This is a genomic window from Nitrobacter sp. (assembly GCF_051535215.1).
Classification (GTDB): domain Bacteria; phylum Pseudomonadota; class Alphaproteobacteria; order Rhizobiales; family Xanthobacteraceae; genus Nitrobacter.
The window spans coordinates 136,501-156,843 of record NZ_JBPPLY010000002.1; the positions used below are offsets into that span (position 1 = coordinate 136,501).

Sequence of the window (20,343 nt, forward strand, 5' to 3'; positions counted from 1 at the left end):
GGTTCCTCAACTACCGCGACTGGCACCGGTTTGAACGGATCGCCAGGGACGACTGGCACAGGAACAGGAAATCAGTCCGGCGTTCCCAATACGTCCGCGCCCGGACATATCGGTGCCGGTGCGTCGCCGAGCGGTCTGCCCGGCGATGATCCTAACGCGCCGGGATATCCCGGCCGGGTCGGTAACTAGCGCATTGATGATCCGGCACGCGATGGATGCCGTAGATCGCGGATAGTGATGATGGAGCGGGCGACGTGACTTCGCACGCCTTGAACATGCTTGTGGCATTTGTGCCAGGGAGGCGGCTGCGCAGCCGCCGGCCGAATATCCTTGACGAAAGCGGATGATTCCCATATCCCCAGCGGCGGGACACCTCCCCCCAACGGGAGGCTTGCTATCTGGAAGGATAGATCATGACCGTTGCGAAGCCCGCTTCGCGGCCGAACGTGCCGCATTTCTCGTCCGGCCCCTGCGCCAAGCGCCCCGGCTGGACTCCCCAAAATCTCAAGGACGCAGCCCTCGGCCGTTCGCATCGCGCGAAGATCGGCAAGACCAGGCTTAAGCTCGCGATCGATTTGACTCGCGAGGTTCTGGAAATTCCATCCGATTACAAGGTTGGCATCGTGCCGGCGTCGGATACCGGCGCGGTGGAGATGGCGCTGTGGTCGCTGCTCGGCGCGCGACCCGTCACCATGATCGCCTGGGAATCCTTCGGCGAAGGCTGGGTCACCGATGTCGTCAAGCAGTTGAAGCTTAAGGACGTCACGATTCTGAAGGCGGGCTATGGCGAGTTGCCTGATCTCTCCAAGGTCGATCAGGCTTCCGATATCGTTTTCACCTGGAACGGCACCACCTCGGGCGTGCGCGTGCCGAACGCCGACTGGATCAGCGCTTCTCGCGAAGGTCTCACGATCTGCGACGCGACTTCGGCTGCATTCGCCCAGCCGCTCGATTGGGCCAAGCTCAATGTCGTGACCTTCTCATGGCAGAAGGCGCTCGGCGGCGAGGGCGCGCACGGCATGCTGATCCTCAGCCCGCGCGCTGTGGCACGGCTTGAAAGCTACACGCCGCCGTGGCCGATGCCGAAAATCTTCCGCATGACAAAAGGCGGCAAGCTCATTCAGGGCATCTTCGAGGGCGAGACCATCAACACGCCGTCGATGCTGTGCGTTGAGGATTATCTCGACGCGCTGAACTGGGCGAAGTCGGTCGGCGGCCTCAAGGGCATGATCGCGCGTGCGGATGCCAATGCCAAAGTGATCGCCGACTGGATAGCCAAAACGCCATGGATCGATTTCCTGGCCAAGGATCCGGCGATTCGTTCCAACACCTCGGTGTGTCTCAAATTCACAGATCCGGCGATCACGTCGTTGCCGGCGGATGCGCAATCCGATTTCGTCAAGAAGCTCGTCGCCGCTGTCGAGAAAGAGGGCGCAGGCTACGATTTCGCGTACTACCGCGATGCGCCGCCGGGCCTGCGAATCTGGTGCGGCGCCACCGTTGAGGCGAGCGACGTCGCGCTGCTGACGCAGTGGATCGATTGGGCCTTCGCCGAGACCAAGGCCTCGCTCGCCAAAGCCGCGTGACGCTCTTACTTCCCTCTCCCCTTGTGGGAGAGGGTGCCCGCGAAGCGGGCGGGTGAGGGGTGAACCCTCACGTCTGAACAGAACCCCTCACCGGCTCGGCCTTCGGCCGATCCACCCTCTCCCATAAGGGGAGAGGGGACGCTGAACATCAGCTCCTCGTTTTGTTGGATCATCCCATGACCAAACCGAAAGTTCTTATTTCCGACGCCCTCAGCCCCGCCGCTGTGCAGATCTTCAAGGATCGCGGCATTGAGGTCGATTTCCAGCCCGCGCTTGGCAAGGACAAGGACAAACTCGCCGAGATCATCGGCAACTATGATGGTCTCGCCATCCGCTCGGCCACCAAGGCAACCGCGAAAATCCTCGCCAACGCCAGGAAGCTGAAGGTGATCGGCCGCGCCGGCATCGGCGTCGACAATGTCGAGATTCCAGCGGCGACGGCCAGAGGCGTCATCGTGATGAACACGCCGTTCGGCAACTCGATCACAACCGCCGAACATGCGATCACCCTGATGTTGGCGCTGGCGCGCGAAATTCCCGCTGCCGATGCCTCGACCCAGGCCGGCAAGTGGGAAAAGAACCGCTTCATGGGTGTCGAGATCACCGGCAAGACGCTCGGCGTGATCGGCTGCGGCAACATCGGCTCGATCGTCGCGGACCGCGCGCTCGGCCTGAAGATGAAGGTGATCGCGTTCGATCCGTTCCTGTCGCCGGAGCGCGCCAAGGACCTCGGCGTGGAGAAGGTCGAACTCGACGATCTGTTCAAGCGCGCCGACTTCATCACGCTGCACACGCCACTCACCGACAAGACCCGCAACATCATCGATGCCGCCGCCATCGCCAAGATGAAGAAGGGCGTGCGTATCATCAACTGCGCGCGCGGTGGTCTGGTGGACGAGCAGGCGCTGGTCGATGCGCTCAATGCCAAGCAGGTCGCGGGCGCGGCGTTCGATGTGTTCGTCGAAGAACCGGCCACCAAGAACGTGCTGTTTGGTCATCCCAATGTGATCTGCACGCCGCATCTTGGTGCTTCCACCACGGAAGCGCAGGAGAACGTCGCGCTGCAGGTCGCCGAGCAGATGTCGGACTATCTGCTCACCGGTGCGATCGCCAATGCCATCAACTTCCCTTCGATCACGGCGGAAGAGGCCCCGAAGCTGAAGCCATTCGTGGAGCTTGCGGAAAAGCTCGGCTCGTTCGCGGGCCAACTCACGGAGAGCGGAATTTCCAAGGTGACCATCACCTATGAGGGGCAGGTCGCCGAAATGAAAATCAAGGCGCTGACTTCGGCGGCGCTCTCGGGCTTGCTGCGGCCGATGCTGGGCGATGTCAACGTGGTGTCCGCTCCCGTCGTCGCCAAGGAGCGCGGCATGGTGGTGGACGAGGTCGTGCGCGCCGCACAGAGCGACTACGAAAGCGTCATCACGGTGACGGTCGCCACCGAACAGCAGGAGCGATCAGTATCGGGTACGGTCTATGCTGACGGCAAGCCGCGCCTTGTCGATATCAAGGGCATCCGTGTCGATGCCGAGTTCGGCAAGTCGATGATCTACGTCACCAACGAGGACAAGCCCGGCTTCATCGGCAAGTTCGCCTCGCTGCTCGGCGACGCGGGCGTCAACATCGCGACGTTCAATCTCGGTCGTCACAGCCAGGGCGGCGATGCCATCGCGCTGGTCGAGGTCGACGGCAATGTGCCGGAGAACGTGCTCGCGAAGGTGAAGGCGCTGCCGCAGGTCAAGCAGGTAAGGGCGCTGACGTTCTGACAGCGAAAGTCGTTGGCGCGAAAATGCCAAGCGCATCCTGCCACGCCGGCGGCGTTCGATCCGTGAAGGAGTTTCCTGATGGATGAGCCTGCTCGGCAACACGATCCCGACCCCGGCGGGGGAAGCCGTCGCGGTGCGGTGGCAGGATTGGTCATTGTCGTCTTGTTGTTGGCGGCCGGCCTATGGCTCGCGCGCGAACTCAGATCCGCGAGCCAGATTCAGGATTGCGTGATGTCGGGCCGATCCAATTGCGAACCGATCGATGTGTCGCCGCGATAACGCGGTGATCATTCTACCAGGCCCTCACTTCATCAACGCGCGAACCTCGTCGCGCAGCGCCTGACGCGAACCGTCATGCGAATAGAACATGTGTCCGCCCGGATAGACCACGAGTTTGAGGCGGTCGCGCGAGCCGAAGGTCGGCAGTTGATCGAGGCGTATCTGGGAAGCGAAATACGGCGTCGCCAGGTCGAACAATCCGTGCGCGACCAGGATCTTGAATTGCGGGTTTGTCGCCAGCAGCTCGCGGATGTCGGATACCGACTCGACGGCAGTCCGATGCTTGCCGAAATCCCATTCCCGGTTGACGGTGCGGCTGAGCAGTTCATAGGAGCCGTCCGGTCGCCAGTTCAGCTTGTGCGCATAGAGCTCGAACGCCGCCGATGTCAGCGCGGCCAGCAGCGGCTCCTCCGAGGGGTCGTTGAAGTCGCTATTAGTCGAGTCCGGATAGGGATCGAAGCCGAGAACCGATCCGTCATAGCGTCCGGTCACCTTGCCGTTGCGGCGGTCGAAGGCTCGGCGGAATTCGCTGACGTCAAATCGCCCGGCGAGGCGACGGCTCTCTGCCTGATCGATTCCCGTCAACGTCGCGAAACGATCCGCAAGTCTCCGTGTCGCCGCCGCGTCGGCCTGCCCTTTGATGAGGTCGCTGAGAAACTCGCCTCGCGCATAGGCTTCGACGTCGCCCATGTCGGCGCGGGTCAACCCTCCGCGCTTTTCGTTTTCCCGCGCGACCGCAGCCATGCTCGGAAGACTCGCCACGAATCGGGTCAGCCCGGCGCCCAGCACGTCGCCGAAGTCGAGCGCCGGCGAGATCAGAATCAGCCCGTTGACGGCGACGCCTTGTCGCGTCTGTAGGTTGCGGACGATCTTCGGCCCGCGAATGCCGCCATAGCTTTCGCCGGTGATGAATTTCGGCGATTGCATCCGATCGGCTTTTTCCAGCCAGCGCCGGATCACCAGCGCGATCGAGGCCACATCGCCGTCTACCGTCAGGAAGCGCTTCCGCGCCTCGTCTCCGCTTGCGACCATGCGGCTGTAGCCGGTGCCGAGCGGGTCGATGAAGACGAGGTCGGTGAAATCGAGCCAGGTTTCCGCGTTCGGTTCGAGCGCGAGGGGGGCGGCGGAACCGGCGATCGCGCGGTCCATCGCGATGCGCCAGGGACCGTTGCTGCCGAACTGCAGCCACGCCGAGGACGCGCCGGGACCGCCATTGAACACGAAGGTCACCGGCCGGCTGCGGGGATCGGCGCCGTCGAGTTGATAGGCGGTGATGGCGATGTCCGCTTGCGGTTCGCCCTTATCGTCGAAAATGCGTATCGCGCCGGCGCTTGCGGTGAAGGCCAGCGTGCGGCCGGGCAGCGCAAGTTTATGCCTGGTGGTGGAGGACGGCGGCAAACGATGATCGTTCGCTGTAGCGGCTGTTCCGCTGTGCGCGGAGCTGCCGTTGGCCTTCGAGGCGGACAGCTTCGCCTCCGCCTGATGCTGGGTCGTGACGGACGCCGCATCGTCGGCGCGGGCGGTGGAGGTGAGCAGCAACGCCAGCAGCATCGCCGTGGCGCGGGTATGGCGGAACATCCGACGGGGCATTTAGCTGCTACTCCTGCGTCTCGCCGTTTTGGGCGGCAAACCTCGGACCAAGCCTTGCCTGAAACTATGGCAGGCGCTGGACCCGGCGCAAACGGCCCGGCCCGCGTTTGGATTTTCCGGCCGAATCAATGGCTTGGAGAGATCGGGCGGGCTATTCCGGCTTGCGTGGATCGCAGCCATCCTTTATCCGGTGGATGCTTGGCATGCTGGCGGTCCGTATTGCGTCTGTCGTGTTCGGCTAGCTTAGGTGGTCTGGAAGTTCGGTTTCGCCGGGACGCGTTTCAGGCGAACCTCCGAACCGCCCTGTACTACGATCATGAGTTGCCGGTGCCCTTCGAATCCAACGTTTGCCGCGGAGGGCGCGGTATAAACGCGTCTCAGCTTTGCAAGGAATTTCCGCGAAAATGACCAACGTTGTCGTCGTCGGTGCCCAATGGGGCGACGAGGGAAAGGGCAAGATCGTCGACTGGCTGTCGGAGCAGGCGGATATCGTCGTTCGCTTCCAGGGCGGCCACAATGCCGGTCATACGCTCGTTATCGACGGCAACACCTACAAGCTGGCGCTGCTGCCCTCGGGCGTCGTGCGCTCGTCGAAGCTGTCGATCATCGGCAACGGCGTGGTGTTCGATCCGCAGGCCTTCGTTGACGAGGTCGAGAAGCTGAAAGGGCAGGGCGTCGATGTCGGTCCGCACAATCTTCGCGTCGCCGAAAACGTCACGCTGATTCTGCCGCTGCACCGCGAGCTGGACTCCTTGCGCGAGAACGCCAGCGCCGCGACGGCGATCGGCACCACCCAGCGCGGCATCGGTCCGGCCTATGAGGACAAGGTCGGCCGTCGCGCCGTTCGCCTGATGGACCTCGCCGACCCCCAGACGCTGCCGCACAAGATCGAGCGGCTGCTCACTCATCACAACGCGCTGCGCCGTGGCCACGGCATCGCGGAAGTGGATAGCGGGGTGCTGCTCAAGAATCTCGCCGCAATTGCGCCGCGTGTGCTGCCCTATGCTGACAGTGTGTGGAATCTGCTCGATCACAAGCGCCGCGAGGGCAAGCGTATCCTGTTCGAAGGCGCGCAAGGCGCCTTGCTGGACGTCGATCACGGCACCTATCCTTACGTCACGTCCTCCAATACCGTCGCGGCTCAGGCTGCCACCGGCACCGGAATGGGACCCAGTGCGCTCGGCTATGTGCTGGGCATTTGCAAAGCCTACACCACACGCGTCGGCCAGGGGCCGTTCCCGACCGAACTCACCGACGAGATCGGGGAACTCATCGGTCAGCGTGGCAAGGAATTCGGCGTCAACACCGGACGCAAGCGGCGCTGCGGGTGGTTCGACGCCATGCTGGTCCGGCAGACCGTTCGTACCAGCGGTATCCACGGTCTGGCTCTGACGAAGCTCGACATCCTCGATGGCTTCGACACCATCAAGGTTTGCACCGGCTACAGGCTCGACGGCAAGGAGATGGACCATCTGCCGGCGGGAGAGGGGGCGCAGGCTCGGATCGAGCCGGTCTACGAGACGATCGAGGGCTGGAAGGAGCCGACCGCCAACGCCCGGTCGTGGGCCGATCTGCCGGCCCAGGCCATAAAATATGTTCGCCGGATCGAGGAACTGGTTGGTTGCCCTGTGGCTCTGCTGTCCACCAGCCCCGAACGCGAGGATACCATTCTGGTGCAGAACCCGTTCGAGGCTTGACAAGATGATGTTACGGGAATGCGTTCAAGGCTGGAGCGTAATCCGAAAATGGAAGCCGTTTTCGGATAAGATCGTGCTCAACCAGAAGAATAGACTAGAGTCTGGTTCAACGCAGTCGAATCAGACTCTTATAGTCTTGGCATTGAAGAGATATGGCTGATTATTACCCGCTCATCGCGCGCGCCATCGCCGGTCTGGACGTCAGTGCGCCCGGCGAGCAAAGGCGTGCGCTCTATGAGCGGGCGCGGACGGCGCTGATCGCGCAGCTCCGCAGCGTCGAACCGCCATTGAGCGAATCCGAGATCACCCGCGAGCGGCTGTCGCTGGAGGAGGCCGTGCGCAAGGTCGAGTCCGAGGCCGCCCAGCGCGCCCGCGAAGCCTCGCGCGCCGGCGGTTCGCGTGCGGGCGATGCTTTCCGCGCCTCGACCCGTGCGGCGATGAAGTCGCAGGACGCGGCCGCGCCGCCGCATGTCCGCCCGCGCGCCAACATAACGCCTCAACCGCGCAACCCGCGTGCAGATCAGCCCGCCGATCCACCGTCGTGGCGGCCACCTGCGCCGCCCGGTCCGATGCCGGATTCGCCGCCGCCGACCCGGGAGCGGCAGGGCCAGCCGCGCCGCAATCCGGAGTCCGATCGTTTGCCGCCTCCGGTGCCGGGTTTCCGCGATGTCACCGCGGATGCCGACGATCTCGGCCGTGCCGCTGCCCAGGCCAACCGCTCGGCCCGCCGCACCTACGCCAACGTGCCCTCGCCCTCACCCGAATTCGATCGGCTGGAGCCGAGCCTCGAGAGTCGGGGGGGCTTCGAGGGGGCATATCCTTACGATGAAGCGGCTGGCGTCTCTGACGACCAACCGCCGCCGCTGCCGCGTTCTTGGCCGCAACCGGGCCGCGACAAGCCGAAGCGCTTGTTAGGTGACGGCTTTCCGTTCAAGAGCGCGATCGCCGTCGGCCTCGTTCTGATCCTTGCCGGCGCTGGCATCGTATGGGGTCCAAAGGCGGTCTCGGTGATGCGCGGACTGTTCGGTTCGTCGACGGACCAGACTGCCGAGACACCAAAGCCGGCGACACCGGGGCCAAAGCCGAAGATCACCGATCGGGTCGGCCAGCCACCGTCCTCCGAGACGGTGGCGCCGGTGGCGCAGCGCGTCGTGCTGTATGACGAGGATCCGTCCGATCCCAAGGGCAAGCAGTATGTCGGGTCGGTGGTATGGCGCACCGAAGAAGTGAAGGGCGCAACCGGCAAGACGCCGGAGATCGCTGTGCGCGCCGATATCGATATCCCCGAACGCAAGTTCAAGATGACGATGTCGTTCCGCCGTAATACCGATACCTCGCTGCCGGCGAGTCATACGGCGGAGCTGACATTCGTGCTGCCGCAGGATTTTGACGGCGGCGGCGTCGCCAACGTGCCCGGCATTCTGATGAAGTCCAACGAGCAGGCGCGCGGTACGCCCCTCGCAGGACTCGCCGTCAAGGTCACCGACGGTTTCTTCCTGGTCGGACTGTCCAATGTCGAGGCTGACCGCGCACGCAACCTCCAGCTCCTGAAAGAGCGTTCCTGGTTCGACGTGCCGCTGGTTTATACCAATCAGCGCCGCGCCATCATCGCCATCGAGAAGGGTGCTCCGGGCGAGCGCGCTTTCAACGAGGCGTTCACCGCGTGGGGCGAATAGCCTTCAACGCGTAAGGACATCTTGCATAGCGCCGCTTTGCCCGAAGTCCCGGGCGATGAGCCTCGCAGCACATGATGTCGGTTCAGGCGGGGCTGTCCTCGCCTGCACGCACGGCCACATTCATCAGATGATGCGCGTCGGTGATGCCGTCGGCAGCATTGCGCACCAATGTCTCCGCCATTCTGGCTTTGGTTGCCGGCGTGCGATGCTCCGGTCCGATCTGCTCGACCGCCATGTCGAGCAGTTCACGCAGATGCGCAACATATTCGGCGTCGAATTTCTGCGGCGGAACCTGGCTCATGCGATGCGCTCCCTCATTCGCGAATGGAAATGGTGGCTTCGCAATAGGGCAGGTTTGAGTCTTGGAAAGGGAGATGTCGAGGCGGAAAAGTGAAGGGTTTTTCCTGATCGCTGCGAACGCGAATCCGCCCGATCTCCCACCGACGAGGCGGCGAGTCGCAAGGTTTTGCATGGGCGTGGCAAAAAAAGCGGCGGGCTATCGACCCGCCGCCATGCGCACGTCCCACACAACGATTGTGTGAAAAACCCTTAGCGCCCGTTGCCGCGGCAACGGCCGCCAGGGCCGATATGATAACCGCGCGGACAAGCATGCGCCGCCGGGTGAGCCCAGTTGCGGCGGCAGCCTCCATAGGGACCGCGGTGCCATCCGCCGCCGCATCCGCCGGCGACTTCGATGATATCGGCATTCGGCGCGGACGCAGGTGGGGCGAGCGGCATGGCGCCGGCGGGTCCGATGAACAGGCCTGCGAGAAACGCAGCGGCAACGAGTGTCTTCATCTGTGGTCTCCTTGAGTGATGAACGGTTAGCGGCCGCCGGCGAAGGCGATGCCTGCCTGCACCTCGCCGATGGCTTGATCGATCAGCGCGAGCGCGCGTTCGCGATGGCCACCTTTGTTCGGCGTCGCGGAGGCGAGTTCGGCGCGCGCGGAGCGCAGCTTTCCAATGGTCGCGGTCATGTGTGGCTGGGCGGCGAGGGCGTAGCCGATGCCCGCGCTTGTGGCGATGACCGCGCCGGCTAGAGCCGCGCGCGGGAAGGACATTTTCATGCTGGGGGTCTCCTCGTCACAAGTAATCAGTGGCCGATGGGTCTTTTGCGCTGCCACATCGTTGCTGGCATTGCCGTCGAATCACCCCCACCCCACCGCGACTATCGATAGGACAGCAGTCAGCCCGCAGTCTTGGACCGGGGGGCGCTCGATTTGGACTGGGGGGCGCAGTTATCGCCAGCCGGGTTTTCAGCCGGCGTTCATATTGCCGCGGGCAACCTGTCGCCGGCGTTGCGGCGCGTGGTTGTCCGGATATGGCCGGACTGTCGTTTGGAGTCTGTCCTCACCCTCGTCGATTCGGATTTTTGGGCGCGCCATGTCCGTCATCAAGAAGGCCCTCTCGACCGATATGCTGCCCGAGGGTCTCGACGACCGGCAGCGTTATCTGTCGTTCGCTGAAATGTTCGAGCGCTTCTCCAATACAGGCGAGCTCGATCCTGCCGAGGATGTGCCGTTTCGCGCGGCGATGAATTCCATCACCATCGGCACGACTTTGCTGGGCCGCTGTGAAGGCACGTTCCGGACGGTCCGCCGCAGCAAGCGGCTGGTCCGCATCACCAACGACGACCGTTATTGCCTCGCGCGCCATGCCGGCTTCACCACGGCGCAATTGGTCCATCGCGGCCGCGAATTTTCACTGCGGCCCGGCAGCCTCGTGCTGCTGCGGCTCGACGAGCCCTTCCACACTGCCGATGGTGCCGACCACAAGAAATTCACCAACGTCCATCTGCCTGCCGGGCTGCGCGCCAGAATCCGCGGTCTCGACGATCTTGTCGGCCGCGAACTGGCGCCAGGCGGAACGTTGTCGCTCGCCATGGATTACAGCGATCTGCTGCTGGAGCATCCCGGCGCGGTCGGTGAAGCCGGCATGACGATCGCAAACCATCTGGTTGATCTCGTGACGCTGGGTCTCGGCGCGCGGAACGATGCACAGGATGCGGCGCGGCGCGGCGGGCTGCGCGCGATACGGTTGCGTGCAGTGACGATGATACTGGAGAAGCGGTTCGCGGAGCCCGGCTTCTCAGCCCGCAGGCTCGCGGCTGCAGCCGGCCTCTCGGAGCGCTATGTCAACGAGCTGTTGTACGAAGATGGCGCCAGTTTCAGCGTGCGGCTCAACGAACTGCGGCTGCGCAAGGCGGCGGATCTCCTCATCCAGGGCGACCGGCGCATTAGCGATATCGCTTTCGATTGCGGCTTCAACGATCTGTCCTATTTCAATCGCTGCTTTCGCCGCCGCTTCGGTCTCACGCCGAGCGCCGCTAGGGGACCTTCGTGATGGAACTCGAGCAGCGACGGCGTGCCGCAGCTTGCGAAAGTCGACGAACGGACCCATGTGAACGCCATGAAAGCGAAAACCACGGACTCCATGCCGAACGACGATCCATTTTCTTCGGGCAGCCGCTCCCGCGGATCTTCATCGCGCGCGAAGGTTATCGATCAGGACGGTCGGGAGATTCCTCAGGGTCCGTTCAGATCCAATGGTTCTGGTTTTGACGCGAGTGCATTCCGGACCTTTCAGCAAGGTCAAGGTTCGTTCGTGTCCGGCTTCGATTTCAGCGCGGCACTCCGGCCGCTCACCCGCGAGCAGCGGCTGGCGCGACTGGACGCGATCGCGAAACTTCTCGACGTAGCCTTTATTGTACCGGGAACGAACATCCGGTACGGCATCGACGGTCTGATCGGATTGGTTCCGATCGTCGGCGATATCGTCACCACCGCGATCTCGCTCTGGCTCGTGCGCGAAGCGCGGGCGCTGGGCGCACCCTGGCATATCACGGCGCGGATGCTCGGCAATGTCGCCGTTGACGGCGTGGTCGGTCTGGTGCCTGTCGCGGGCGATGCCTTCGACGTGATGTTTCGCGCCAACATGCGCAACGTGCGGATGCTCAAACGCTGGCTTGACCGGCAGCCGCGTTAGAACATCACCGATGTCGTTGAATTCGGAGCCGCGAAATTGTCAGGCGGCGTCTTTCGACGCGCCGGCCTCAGCAGAGACTGTCTGTGGTTTGCGGCGGGGCAGCGGAAAATCGCGGCTCTCATAGAGCGAGCGGATGCCGTTCTGGTCGAAGCGGGCTTCGTCGACCTGAAGATACGCGCCGTTCAGCGAGTCAACCGGCAGTTCCTCGATCGCGAAACGCACCGCGTCGGCTGCGGTGTCAAAACGGCGATAGGCGAAGCCGGCCCGCTTTTTCTTGCGGATCGCAGCCGGGAACAGTTCGGCGGATTTCTTGAAGCTGAATGCCATGGCGGAACCTCAACAGATAGCGCTTTTGGAGAATGAACCTGCTGAAAGCGAAGCCCATCGGCGATCGCTTGGCATGCAGCATGTTCGTGATGCTCCTTTTATATAGGGTAGGAGGCGGAAATTGCGACCTTCCGGAGCCGGAATCGTGAAATTCGGCGCGAAGATCGAAGTTCCATAAATAAGTTATTGATTTCAATACCATGGCTGGGCTGGCAGGCGTTTCCGCGCGTTCCGGGATAACGGAAGGGAGTAGGTCCTCCCCGCGGAACCTGGCCCGAAGACCCAAAAACGAATTCAGAGAGAGAAAGAGCGCGCTGTTATTTTGGCTCGAGTTTCAAGGCCGCCGAATTGATACAGTAACGCAGACCGGTCGGGCCCGGACCGTCGTTGAAGACATGGCCGAGATGGCCGCTGCACCTGGAGCACAGGACCTCGGTGCGGATCATCCCGTGGCTGGTGTCGCGCTCCTCATCGATGTGGTTCTCGACCGCGGGCGTGGTGAAACTTGGCCAGCCGCAGCCCGAATCGAACTTGGCATCGGATTCGAACAGTGTTTGACCGCAGCCGGCGCAGACATAAGTGCCTTCGCGGCGCTCGTGCTCGTATTCGCCAGAGAAGGGTTGTTCGGTCGCTTTCTCACGGAGCACGGCGTATTGCATCGGCGTCAGTTCCTTGCGCCATTCGCTGTCGCTCTTCGTGACCTTCGCCGTCTTGCTGTCTGGCATGGTTCTTTTGCCTCCTGCGATCAGTTCGTGATCTTCGCGCTGCTGACCAGCGTCGGTTTCTCGACGTAGCTGTCTGCAAAAATCTTCTTCAAATTCCGGATCTTCGGAATGTCATAGTAAGCAATATAGGGCTGGCTGGGATGCAGTGTCAGGTAGTCCTGATGATAGGACTCGGCCGGGAAAAATCCCTTCAGCGCCGCAACCCTCGTCACGATTGGTTTCTTGTACACGCCGGCGGCGTTGAGCTGGGCGATATAGGCGTCAGAGATCTCCTTCTGCTCGTCGTTGAGCGTGAAAATCTCCGAGCGGTACTGCGGCCCGCTGTCCGGACCCTGGCGGTCGAGCTGGGTCGGATCATGCGCCACCGAGAAGAAGATCTGCAGGATTTTTCCATAGCTGATCCGCTTCGGGTCGAACTTGATTTCGACCGATTCCGCATGCCCCGTGGTGCCGGTGCTCACCTTGTCGTAGGTCGCGCTCTCCCTGGCGCCGCCGGCATAACCTGAAACCGCGTTGAGCACGCCGGCGGTGTGCTGAAACACCCCCTGCACGCCCCAGAAGCAGCCGCCGGCGACGACGGCAGTCTGAATTCCCGTCGCAGTCTTCGCATCCAGCGTCGGTGGCGGAATGATCGCGGCGTCTTCGGCAGCGCGGGAAGGTCCGGACAGAAGGAACGCCAAGGCAATCGTTCCGGCGATGGCGGTGGCAGCGAAGAGAGCATTACGGCTGAACGGATTGCGGTTCATGACGCTTCCTTTCACGCGGTTGAAGACTAACCTCTCGGCTGCCGCCGCGCCGCTCGGCGTTCAGGATATAGGGAGCCGGCCAGCTTGTTACCGTTGGACTGCGCGGGCTCATGCACACGAATTTGTGAGCGAACCATCTTTCGAGGGTGGCTGCCTGCGCGCTATTTGAAGCGCGGACGCGGAACGTCGGCCCGGCGGAATCGTACGCCATCCTTGTCGCCAAGACGCGTTGCGACGTAGCCTGCCTCGATGCAGGCCTGGCGTTGCGGCATGCGCTCTTCCGGCGCCCGTGTTGTGTCCCACCACGACGCGCGTTGGGCCGCGCGGGGAAGATCGTCGTCGATGATGTCCTCGATCTGCGCGAAGCTCAGGACGAACTCGACCTGCGTCTGCCGTTTGAGGTAGTCGCGCAGCGCGTCGTAGTTCGGCACTGCCTTACGCCTTGAGATATTTCTGCATGTCCGCGCGCAAGCCGTCGCGGAGATCGGCGCGCGCCATTCCGAATGCGATGTTGGCGCGCAAAAAGCCCGCGCGCGAGCCGCAGTCGTGGCGCTCGCCTTCGAATTCGAGGCCGTAGAAGGCTTGCGATTTCGACAGGCCGATCATCGCGTCGGTGAGCTGGATTTCGCCGCCGGCACCGCGTTCCTGGGTTTCCAGAATGTTGAAGATCTCGGGCTGCAGGACGTAGCGCCCGGTGATGGAAAGATTAGAAGGGGCGGTGCCTTTTGCCGGCTTCTCCACCATGCCGTCGATCTCGAAGATATTGCCGCTACGCTTGCCGACGCCGCAGATACCGTAATTGTGGGTCATGTCGTCCGGGACGGCTTCGACCGCGACAAGGTTGGATTTCGGTCCGAGATCCGTCGCCGCCTGTATCATCTGCTTGAGGCAGCCGGGCGTATTCAGCACCAGTTCGTCCGGCAGCACTACTGCGAATGGCTCGTCGCCGACGATGTCGCGCGCGCACCATACCGCATGGCCTAGCCCGAGCGGCGCCTGCTGCCGGGTAAAGCTCACGGCACCCGCCGCGGGCTGGAATTGCGCCAGAAGATCGGCTTCGCTCTTCTTGCCGCGCGCCTTCAACGTTTCGTCCAGTTCGAACTGGCGGTCGAAGTGGTCTTCGATCGTGCCTTTGTTGCGTCCGGTGACGAAAACGAAGTGCTCGATGCCCGCTTCCCTCGCTTCATCGAACACATATTGGATCAGCGGCCGATCGACGATCGTCAGCATTTCCTTCGGCATCGCCTTGGTGGCGGGAAGGACACGGGTGCCGAGGCCGGCGACCGGGAAAACGGCTTTGCGGATTTTCATGTCGGGTCTTCAGGATTGTTTTGCGGGCGAAAGATGAACGGTCGATTCGTGTCTTGTTAGCCGTTTTGCATCCGGGAACAAAGGCGGATCTGTGGTGACGGTGGGCTGCCGCGTTGCGCGCGGACAATTCCGGATGCCGCGAGCGTGAGGTATCGGTGCAAACTGCGACGGATTTCCGCATCCGCCTTAAAAAAGACCCTCCGTTAAGCCGATGGAAACCGTGACAGGGCCTCCTGAGATCGGGGATACTCTACGAAATGGGTCAGCCATGGTCGCGACGGTGATGCAGGTCAGGGTGCGCGGAAAAGCAATGGCGGCGGCAGTCGTGGCGCTTGCGGTGCTTGCGCTGCCCGCCGGGGTGCGCGCGCAGACATCGAACGGCAACGGCATTCAGGGTTTCCTCGATAATCTCTTTACCGGTTCGATCGCAAAGGGCGGGCAGGGAGCCTCCCTGGCGGCGCGCGGCGGCTCGGAGCAACTTCAGCCCGCGCCGAAGCAGCCCGCGAGTTCGGCCGCGTTGCCATGGAGCGGCGAGGATGGCGCATCGGGGCATCCGCTCATGACCGCGAACGCGATCCGCCAGGCCGCGGCCAACTTTCCGAACTGCGTTGCCGCGATGTGGCCGGATGCAGCACGCCGTCATATTACGCGTGAGAATTTCGAGCGATTTACCGCGGGGCTGTCGCCCGATCTGCGCATCATGGATCTGATGGATTCCCAGCCTGAATTCACCAAGGCGATTTGGGATTATCTGGACATTCTGGTTAGCGACACGCGTCTTGCGCGCGGGCGGGAAATCCTCGCGACCTACAAGCCGCAATTCGATGCGGTCGAAAAGGCATACGGTGTTGATCGCTACGCGATCGCGGCGATCTGGGGCATCGAATCGAACTATTCGACCCAGATGGGCGATCGCAGCGTGCTGCAATCCACCGCGACGCTGGCCTGCATCGGTCGCCGTCAGAATTATTTCCGTGACGAATTCCTGTCGGCGCTTGAAATCCTCAATCGCGGTGACCTTCGGCCCGAGCAGATGCGCGGCTCCTGGGCGGGCGCGTTCGGTCCCACGCAGTTCATGCCGACGGCGTTCAAGCGCTACGCGGTCGATGGCGACGGCGACGGCCGCCGCGACGTGGTCGATGACCCCGCCGATCTGATCGCCTCAACCGCCAACAACCTGAAAAAGGATGGCTGGCAGACCGGCCGGGCCTGGGGCTATGAGGTCGTGGTGCCTGCCAACTTCAATTACATGATGGCCGATCGCGCCAAGGCGATGACGCTGGCGCAGTGGGAGCATCTCGGCATCCGGCGTGCCGGCGGCAAGGCCTTCCCGCATACAGCCGACCGGGCCTATCTCCTCGCGCCGGCCGGGGCCGAAGGGCCGGGCTTCCTGATGTTGCAGAATTTCCGGGTTTTCATGAAGTACAACCCCGCGGAAGCCTATGCGCTGGCGATCGGCCATTTTGCCGACCGGCTGCGCGGCGGGGCTCCGTTCGTCCAGCCGTGGCCGCGCCAGGAACGGGTGCTGTCCCGCGCCGAGCGGCTCGAACTGCAGCAGCTTCTGGTCCAGCGGGGTTTCTATCGCGGAACCCCCGACGGCCAGTTCGGCAGCCAGACGCGGGAGGCGCTGCGCAGCTTCCAGGCCTCGATCGGGGCGCCGGCCGATGGATTTGCATCGTCCGACGTGCTGGAACGGTTGCGGCAGCGCTAGGTCCGTCTGGGCAGCGACGGTTAACCTTCGAGCCGGCACGGGACCTGCCCTTGACGCCATGGGCCGATGCCCGGCTTATGAAGCGAACGCCGCCCGCTTGCAGCCCGATTCCGCTGATATAGTCTTTGCTAGTCTTTATTTGCGATGCGCACATGCCTGGACCGAAATCGCTGTTCCGCCGACTGACCGAACGTGGGCCATTGATTGCGCTGGCCGTGGTTTTGATGCTGGTTGCAGCGCCAGCGTCGGCGCAATTCTTCAATTTCGGATTTCAGCAGCAGCGTCCGGCGCATCGCGGTGGAGGCGGGGGCTGGTTCGGCTCCGACAATCCGTTTTTCTCCCCCTTTCAGGAGCCGCCGCCGAGACAGCAACAGCAACAACAGCAGCGGCCGGCGGAGAATTATTCGCACGCGCCGCCGCCCGAAAAACGCGACACCGTGCCCGAGCGCAATGTGGTGGTGCTCGGCGACGGCATGGCCGACTGGCTTGCTTACGGCCTCGAGGACGCCCTCAGCGAAACGCCCGATATGGGCGTGATCCGCAAGCACAAGACCGTCTCGGGCCTCATTCGTTATCAGCCGAAGGGCGAACCGGCGGATTGGGCGGCTGCGGCCAAAGCCATTCTCGCCACCGAAAAACCGGACGCCATTGTGGTCATGCTCGGCCTGCACGACCGTGTGTCGATTCGCGAGGCACTGGAGAAGGAGAAGACCGGCAAGCCGGAGGACAAGAAAAAGGCGGACACCGACAAGAAGGGCGTCGACAAGAAGGAAGCGGACAGGAAAGAGACGGACAAGACCGAAAAGACGGATGCCGCCGCCGCCAAGCCCGAAGACAAGCCGGCGGATTCCGAATTGCCGTCCGACGAGGGGGAGGGCGACCAGCCTTCGACCCCCAAGGAGAAGAGCGCGCGTTCACCTAACGGAATCGCTGAGTTTCGTAGCGATCGCTGGGCCGACCTCTACAGCAGGAAGATCGACGAGATGATCGCGGTCCTCAAGTCTAAGGGCGTGCCGGTGTTCTGGGTCGGCCTGCCCGCGATACGTGGGACGAAATCGACATCCGATATGCTGTTCCTCGACTCGCTCTATCGCGCCGCAGCGGATAAGGCAGGCATTACCTATGTCGATATCTGGGACGGATTCGTCGACGAGAGCGGCCGCTATATCCAGCAGGGACCGGACTTCGAAGGCCAGACCCGGCGGCTGCGTTCCTACGACGGCGTGTATTTCACCAAGGCCGGCGCGCGCAAGCTCGCGCATTATGTCGAGCGCGAGATCACGCGCGTTTTGGCGGCCCGGTCCGGCCCGGTGGCAATTCCCACCGAGCCCGGCACGCCCGACACCGACGTCAAGCCGGGACAGCCCGCGCCGCGTCCGCTCGCCGGACCGATCGTGCCGCTGGCGCTGTCATCGGTCGGCACAGATCAGTTGCTCGGCGGCCCCGGCAGCCATTCCGCCGCGATCGATGCGCTGGCGGCGAGAACGCTGGTGAAGGGCGAACCCTTGACCGCGCCCGCCGGGCGCGCAGACGATTTTATCTGGCCTCGCCGCGAGGTAGGCCTTGAACCGGCCAAGGCCGACGCGCCGGTTGCGACGAATGACTCCGCTCCGGCATCGCCGCCGAAGAAGCCGCGCGCAGCCCATTCCGCCGATCAGGCCCGCTCGGAAGGATCATCGGGATTCCGCACTTCCCCGCCTTCCCAGCAGGCGCCGAGACCGCGCGCTGCATCGCGCCCGCCCGGCAATTCCGGACCGGCCGGATTTTTCTCGGACCTGTTCTCGCGATAGATCGGAACTGCCCTGTCACAACGCTCGGCCCGCTCGTTATGAGCGCGGGTGAAGAATTGGCGTTTGAATATCGCTCGACGCGGGAGAGGTGCGTCGCGGTCTTATTCCCCGAGTTGCGTCCTGTAGTCGTCGAGCACACTCTGCACGCGGTAACAGCTTGTGACATCGGGCGTGAAACTCACCCATTTTTTCTCGGACTCGACGAACACCTGGGCGTCCTTCTCGCCGCGAGTGCGGCCGGTTTCCATATTGGTCTTGTCGGATTTGGAAAGATAAGGATCCAGCGCTCTCAGGAGATCGTCGGTCTGACCGACGGTGATCAGGCCTTGCTCCTCGCAACGCGCGGCGGCGGCGAAGAAGGAGCCCGCGCTGACGGCGACGTTGCGCGACATGGCCCGCACCGGGATCGTCGGGATGACGACGATCAAGAAAACGATCCAACGCGATGCCGCCACTTCGCCGCCCCCCACTTTGGCGCGAGAGTAACGTGCGGTGGATGACGATCAATTCACAGATTGTCTCTGTGCACTGTTACGTTGCGTGTGTATGACCGCCGTTGAAACCGGAGAGGTTAAACACTTCCGGCGCAATTCTCTGGAACGATTCTCGACGCGAATGCTGTCGTCCGTAACAACCAAGGCGAAGAACCGCTTTGCGCGTTTACCTCGGCAGCGTAGTAGTGCCCATCAGCGTCTGGTCGATGGAACGTGCGCACAGGCGCCCTTCACGAATTGCCCACACGACCAGCGATTGGCCGCGGCGCATGTCACCCGCCGAGAACACCTTGGGCAGCGAGGTGCGATAGTCCTGCATGTTGGCGCGAACGTTGCCGCGCTGGTCACGCTCGAGGCCGAGCGTCGTGAGCATGCCCTCATGCGCCGGATGCACAAAGCCCATCGCAAGCAACACGAGATCGGCGTCGAGTTCGAACTCGCTGCCGGCGACCGGCTTGAATTTGTCGTCAACGCGAACGCAATGCAGCCTTGACACCTTGCCGTCCGTGCCGGAAAACTTCTGCGTCAACACCGCGAAGTCGCGCTTGGCGCCCTCGGCCTGGCTCGACGATATGCGCATCTTCAACGGCCAGTTCGGCCAGGTCAGCGCCTTGTTTTCATGCTCCGGCGGCGCAGGCATGATCTCGAGCTGCGTCACCGACTTCGCGCCTTGCCGGAACGAGGTGCCGATGCAGTCGGAGCCGGTGTCGCCGCCGCCGATGACGACCACATGCTTGCCAGTGGCGAGGATGTCCGTCGCCTCGAATTTTTCGTTTCCGTTGCGACGATTCTGTTGCGGCAGGAAATCCATCGCGAAGTGAATGCCGCCGAGATCGCGGCCGGGGATCGGCAGATCGCGCGGGGCTTCCGCTCCGCCGGTCAGGGCCACCGCGTCGTAATCCTTGACGAGCTGTTGCGGATCGATCGCGTCGGCCGAACTGCCGCCGACCGACTTGCCGTAGTGGAAGACCACGCCCTCGGCCTGCATCTGCGCCAGGCGGCGGTCGATGATGTGCTTTTCCATTTTGAAATCGGGGATGCCGTAGCGCAGCAAACCGCCGGCCTTGGCGTTCTTCTCGTAGACATGCACCTCATGTCCGGCGCGCGCGAGTTGCTGCGCGCAGGCGAGGCCGGCCGGGCCGGAGCCGACCACGGCCACCTTCTTGCCGGTCTTTTGCGACGCAATTTCGGGCTTCAGCCAGCCGTTCTCCCACGCACGATCGACGATGGCGCATTCGATCGTCTTGATGGTGACGGGATTGTCATCGATGTTGAGCGTGCAGGAGGCTTCGCACGGCGCCGGGCAGATGCGGCCGGTGAATTCCGGAAAGTTGTTGGTGGAGTGCAGCGTTCGCGAGGCCTCCTCCCAGTCTCCGCGATAGACGAGATCGTTGAAGTCGGGGATCTGGTTGTTGACCGGGCAGCCGGGCGTGCCGGGCGCGACCGAGCCGGTGCCGTGGCAATAGGGAACGCCGCAGTTCATGCAGCGCGCGGCCTGGTCGCGCGTCTCCTTCTCGGACAGCGGAATCACGAACTCCTTGAAGTTCTTCACCCGCTCCGCGACCGGCGCGTACCTGCGGTCGTGCCGCTCGATTTCCAGAAAACCTGTAATTTTACCCACGGCGTTTCACACTCACGGTAGAAAAGACGGAAAGAAATA

Annotated in this window: 19 protein-coding genes; 8 read left to right on the plus strand and 11 right to left on the minus strand. The window is 63.0% G+C overall.

Annotated features, from left to right (window positions below):
* Positions 1 to 413 precede the first annotated feature (413 nt).
* Positions 414 to 1,586, plus strand: coding sequence for a phosphoserine transaminase (locus tag ACS3WB_RS03280; protein ID WP_438274140.1), 1,173 nt, complete (start codon positions 414 to 416; stop codon positions 1,584 to 1,586).
* Between the two features lie 176 nt (positions 1,587 to 1,762).
* A complete protein-coding gene (gene serA, locus ACS3WB_RS03285; protein ID WP_438274141.1) occupies positions 1,763 to 3,352 on the plus strand; it encodes a phosphoglycerate dehydrogenase in 1,590 nt (529 codons plus the stop codon).
* A gap of 303 nt (positions 3,353 to 3,655) precedes the next feature.
* Here the strand turns inward: serA and ACS3WB_RS03290 are convergent, their stop codons facing one another.
* Positions 3,656 to 5,221: a S10 family peptidase gene (locus tag ACS3WB_RS03290; RefSeq protein WP_438274142.1), complete on the minus strand. Its 1,566-nt coding sequence runs from the start codon at positions 5,219 to 5,221 to the stop codon at positions 3,656 to 3,658.
* Positions 5,222 to 5,625: 404 nt separating this feature from the next.
* Between ACS3WB_RS03290 and ACS3WB_RS03295 the strand changes: the two genes are divergently transcribed.
* Together ACS3WB_RS03295 and ACS3WB_RS03300 are read left to right on the plus strand one after the other, a co-directional pair.
* Positions 5,626 to 6,918 carry an adenylosuccinate synthase gene (locus tag ACS3WB_RS03295; RefSeq protein ID WP_438274143.1) on the plus strand — a complete coding sequence of 431 codons (1,293 nt, stop codon included), beginning with the start codon at positions 5,626 to 5,628 and terminating at the stop codon, positions 6,916 to 6,918.
* Between the two features lie 152 nt (positions 6,919 to 7,070).
* Positions 7,071 to 8,594 carry a hypothetical protein gene (locus tag ACS3WB_RS03300; RefSeq protein ID WP_438274144.1) on the plus strand — a complete coding sequence of 508 codons (1,524 nt, stop codon included), beginning with the start codon at positions 7,071 to 7,073 and terminating at the stop codon, positions 8,592 to 8,594.
* 82 nt (positions 8,595 to 8,676) lie between these two features.
* Here ACS3WB_RS03300 and ACS3WB_RS03305 read toward each other — a convergent pair whose 3' ends face one another.
* The 3 genes from ACS3WB_RS03305 to ACS3WB_RS03315 all read right to left on the minus strand — a co-directional run bounded on the left by ACS3WB_RS03305 (position 8,677) and on the right by ACS3WB_RS03315 (position 9,661).
* Positions 8,677 to 8,895, minus strand: coding sequence for a hypothetical protein (locus ACS3WB_RS03305; protein ID WP_438274145.1), 219 nt, complete (start codon positions 8,893 to 8,895; stop codon positions 8,677 to 8,679).
* 248 nt (positions 8,896 to 9,143) lie between these two features.
* Entirely contained in the window at positions 9,144 to 9,392 is a 249-nt protein-coding gene (locus ACS3WB_RS03310; protein WP_438274146.1) for a GCG_CRPN prefix-to-repeats domain-containing protein, read from the minus strand.
* Between the two features lie 26 nt (positions 9,393 to 9,418).
* The gene (locus ACS3WB_RS03315) at positions 9,419 to 9,661 is read right to left on the minus strand and encodes a hypothetical protein (protein ID WP_438274147.1); all 243 of its coding nucleotides are present in this window, start codon (positions 9,659 to 9,661) and stop codon (positions 9,419 to 9,421) included.
* A 316-nt stretch (positions 9,662 to 9,977) separates the two neighbouring features.
* Here ACS3WB_RS03315 and ACS3WB_RS03320 point away from each other — a divergent pair, with 316 nt between their 5' ends.
* Both ACS3WB_RS03320 and ACS3WB_RS03325 read left to right on the plus strand, forming a co-directional pair.
* Complete coding sequence (locus tag ACS3WB_RS03320) at positions 9,978 to 10,937, plus strand: AraC family transcriptional regulator (protein ID WP_438274148.1); 960 nt, start codon at positions 9,978 to 9,980, stop codon at positions 10,935 to 10,937.
* Between the two features lie 90 nt (positions 10,938 to 11,027).
* Positions 11,028 to 11,579: a DUF4112 domain-containing protein gene (locus tag ACS3WB_RS03325; RefSeq protein ID WP_438274361.1), complete on the plus strand. Its 552-nt coding sequence runs from the start codon at positions 11,028 to 11,030 to the stop codon at positions 11,577 to 11,579.
* 39 nt (positions 11,580 to 11,618) lie between these two features.
* Here the strand turns inward: ACS3WB_RS03325 and ACS3WB_RS03330 are convergent, their stop codons facing one another.
* The 5 genes from ACS3WB_RS03330 to ACS3WB_RS03350 all read right to left on the minus strand — a co-directional run bounded on the left by ACS3WB_RS03330 (position 11,619) and on the right by ACS3WB_RS03350 (position 14,688).
* Positions 11,619 to 11,906, minus strand: a complete 288-nt coding sequence (locus tag ACS3WB_RS03330; RefSeq protein WP_438274149.1) for a hypothetical protein — start codon at positions 11,904 to 11,906, stop codon at positions 11,619 to 11,621.
* A 317-nt stretch (positions 11,907 to 12,223) separates the two neighbouring features.
* On the minus strand, positions 12,224 to 12,631 hold the full coding sequence (gene msrB / locus ACS3WB_RS03335) for a peptide-methionine (R)-S-oxide reductase MsrB (protein WP_438274150.1): 408 nt from the start codon (positions 12,629 to 12,631) through the stop codon (positions 12,224 to 12,226).
* A 20-nt stretch (positions 12,632 to 12,651) separates the two neighbouring features.
* Positions 12,652 to 13,377: a peptide-methionine (S)-S-oxide reductase MsrA gene (gene msrA, locus ACS3WB_RS03340; protein WP_438274151.1), complete on the minus strand. Its 726-nt coding sequence runs from the start codon at positions 13,375 to 13,377 to the stop codon at positions 12,652 to 12,654.
* Between the two features lie 161 nt (positions 13,378 to 13,538).
* The gene (locus ACS3WB_RS03345) at positions 13,539 to 13,808 is read right to left on the minus strand and encodes a DUF7662 domain-containing protein (protein ID WP_438274152.1); all 270 of its coding nucleotides are present in this window, start codon (positions 13,806 to 13,808) and stop codon (positions 13,539 to 13,541) included.
* Between the two features lie 4 nt (positions 13,809 to 13,812).
* Positions 13,813 to 14,688: a UTP--glucose-1-phosphate uridylyltransferase gene (locus ACS3WB_RS03350; protein ID WP_438274153.1), complete on the minus strand. Its 876-nt coding sequence runs from the start codon at positions 14,686 to 14,688 to the stop codon at positions 13,813 to 13,815.
* A gap of 268 nt (positions 14,689 to 14,956) precedes the next feature.
* On the opposite strand from ACS3WB_RS03350, the gene ACS3WB_RS03355 reads away from it, so the two are divergent.
* Together ACS3WB_RS03355 and ACS3WB_RS03360 are read left to right on the plus strand one after the other, a co-directional pair.
* Positions 14,957 to 16,399, plus strand: a complete 1,443-nt coding sequence (locus ACS3WB_RS03355) for a lytic murein transglycosylase (protein ID WP_438274154.1) — start codon at positions 14,957 to 14,959, stop codon at positions 16,397 to 16,399.
* 152 nt (positions 16,400 to 16,551) lie between these two features.
* Complete coding sequence (locus ACS3WB_RS03360) at positions 16,552 to 18,189, plus strand: DUF459 domain-containing protein (RefSeq protein ID WP_438274155.1); 1,638 nt, start codon at positions 16,552 to 16,554, stop codon at positions 18,187 to 18,189.
* Positions 18,190 to 18,290: 101 nt separating this feature from the next.
* Here the strand turns inward: ACS3WB_RS03360 and ACS3WB_RS03365 are convergent, their stop codons facing one another.
* Together ACS3WB_RS03365 and ACS3WB_RS03370 are read right to left on the minus strand one after the other, a co-directional pair.
* Positions 18,291 to 18,617 carry a hypothetical protein gene (locus ACS3WB_RS03365; RefSeq protein WP_438274156.1) on the minus strand — a complete coding sequence of 109 codons (327 nt, stop codon included), beginning with the start codon at positions 18,615 to 18,617 and terminating at the stop codon, positions 18,291 to 18,293.
* Between the two features lie 232 nt (positions 18,618 to 18,849).
* Positions 18,850 to 20,304 carry a glutamate synthase subunit beta gene (locus ACS3WB_RS03370; protein ID WP_438274157.1) on the minus strand — a complete coding sequence of 485 codons (1,455 nt, stop codon included), beginning with the start codon at positions 20,302 to 20,304 and terminating at the stop codon, positions 18,850 to 18,852.
* Positions 20,305 to 20,343: the final 39 nt, after the last annotated feature.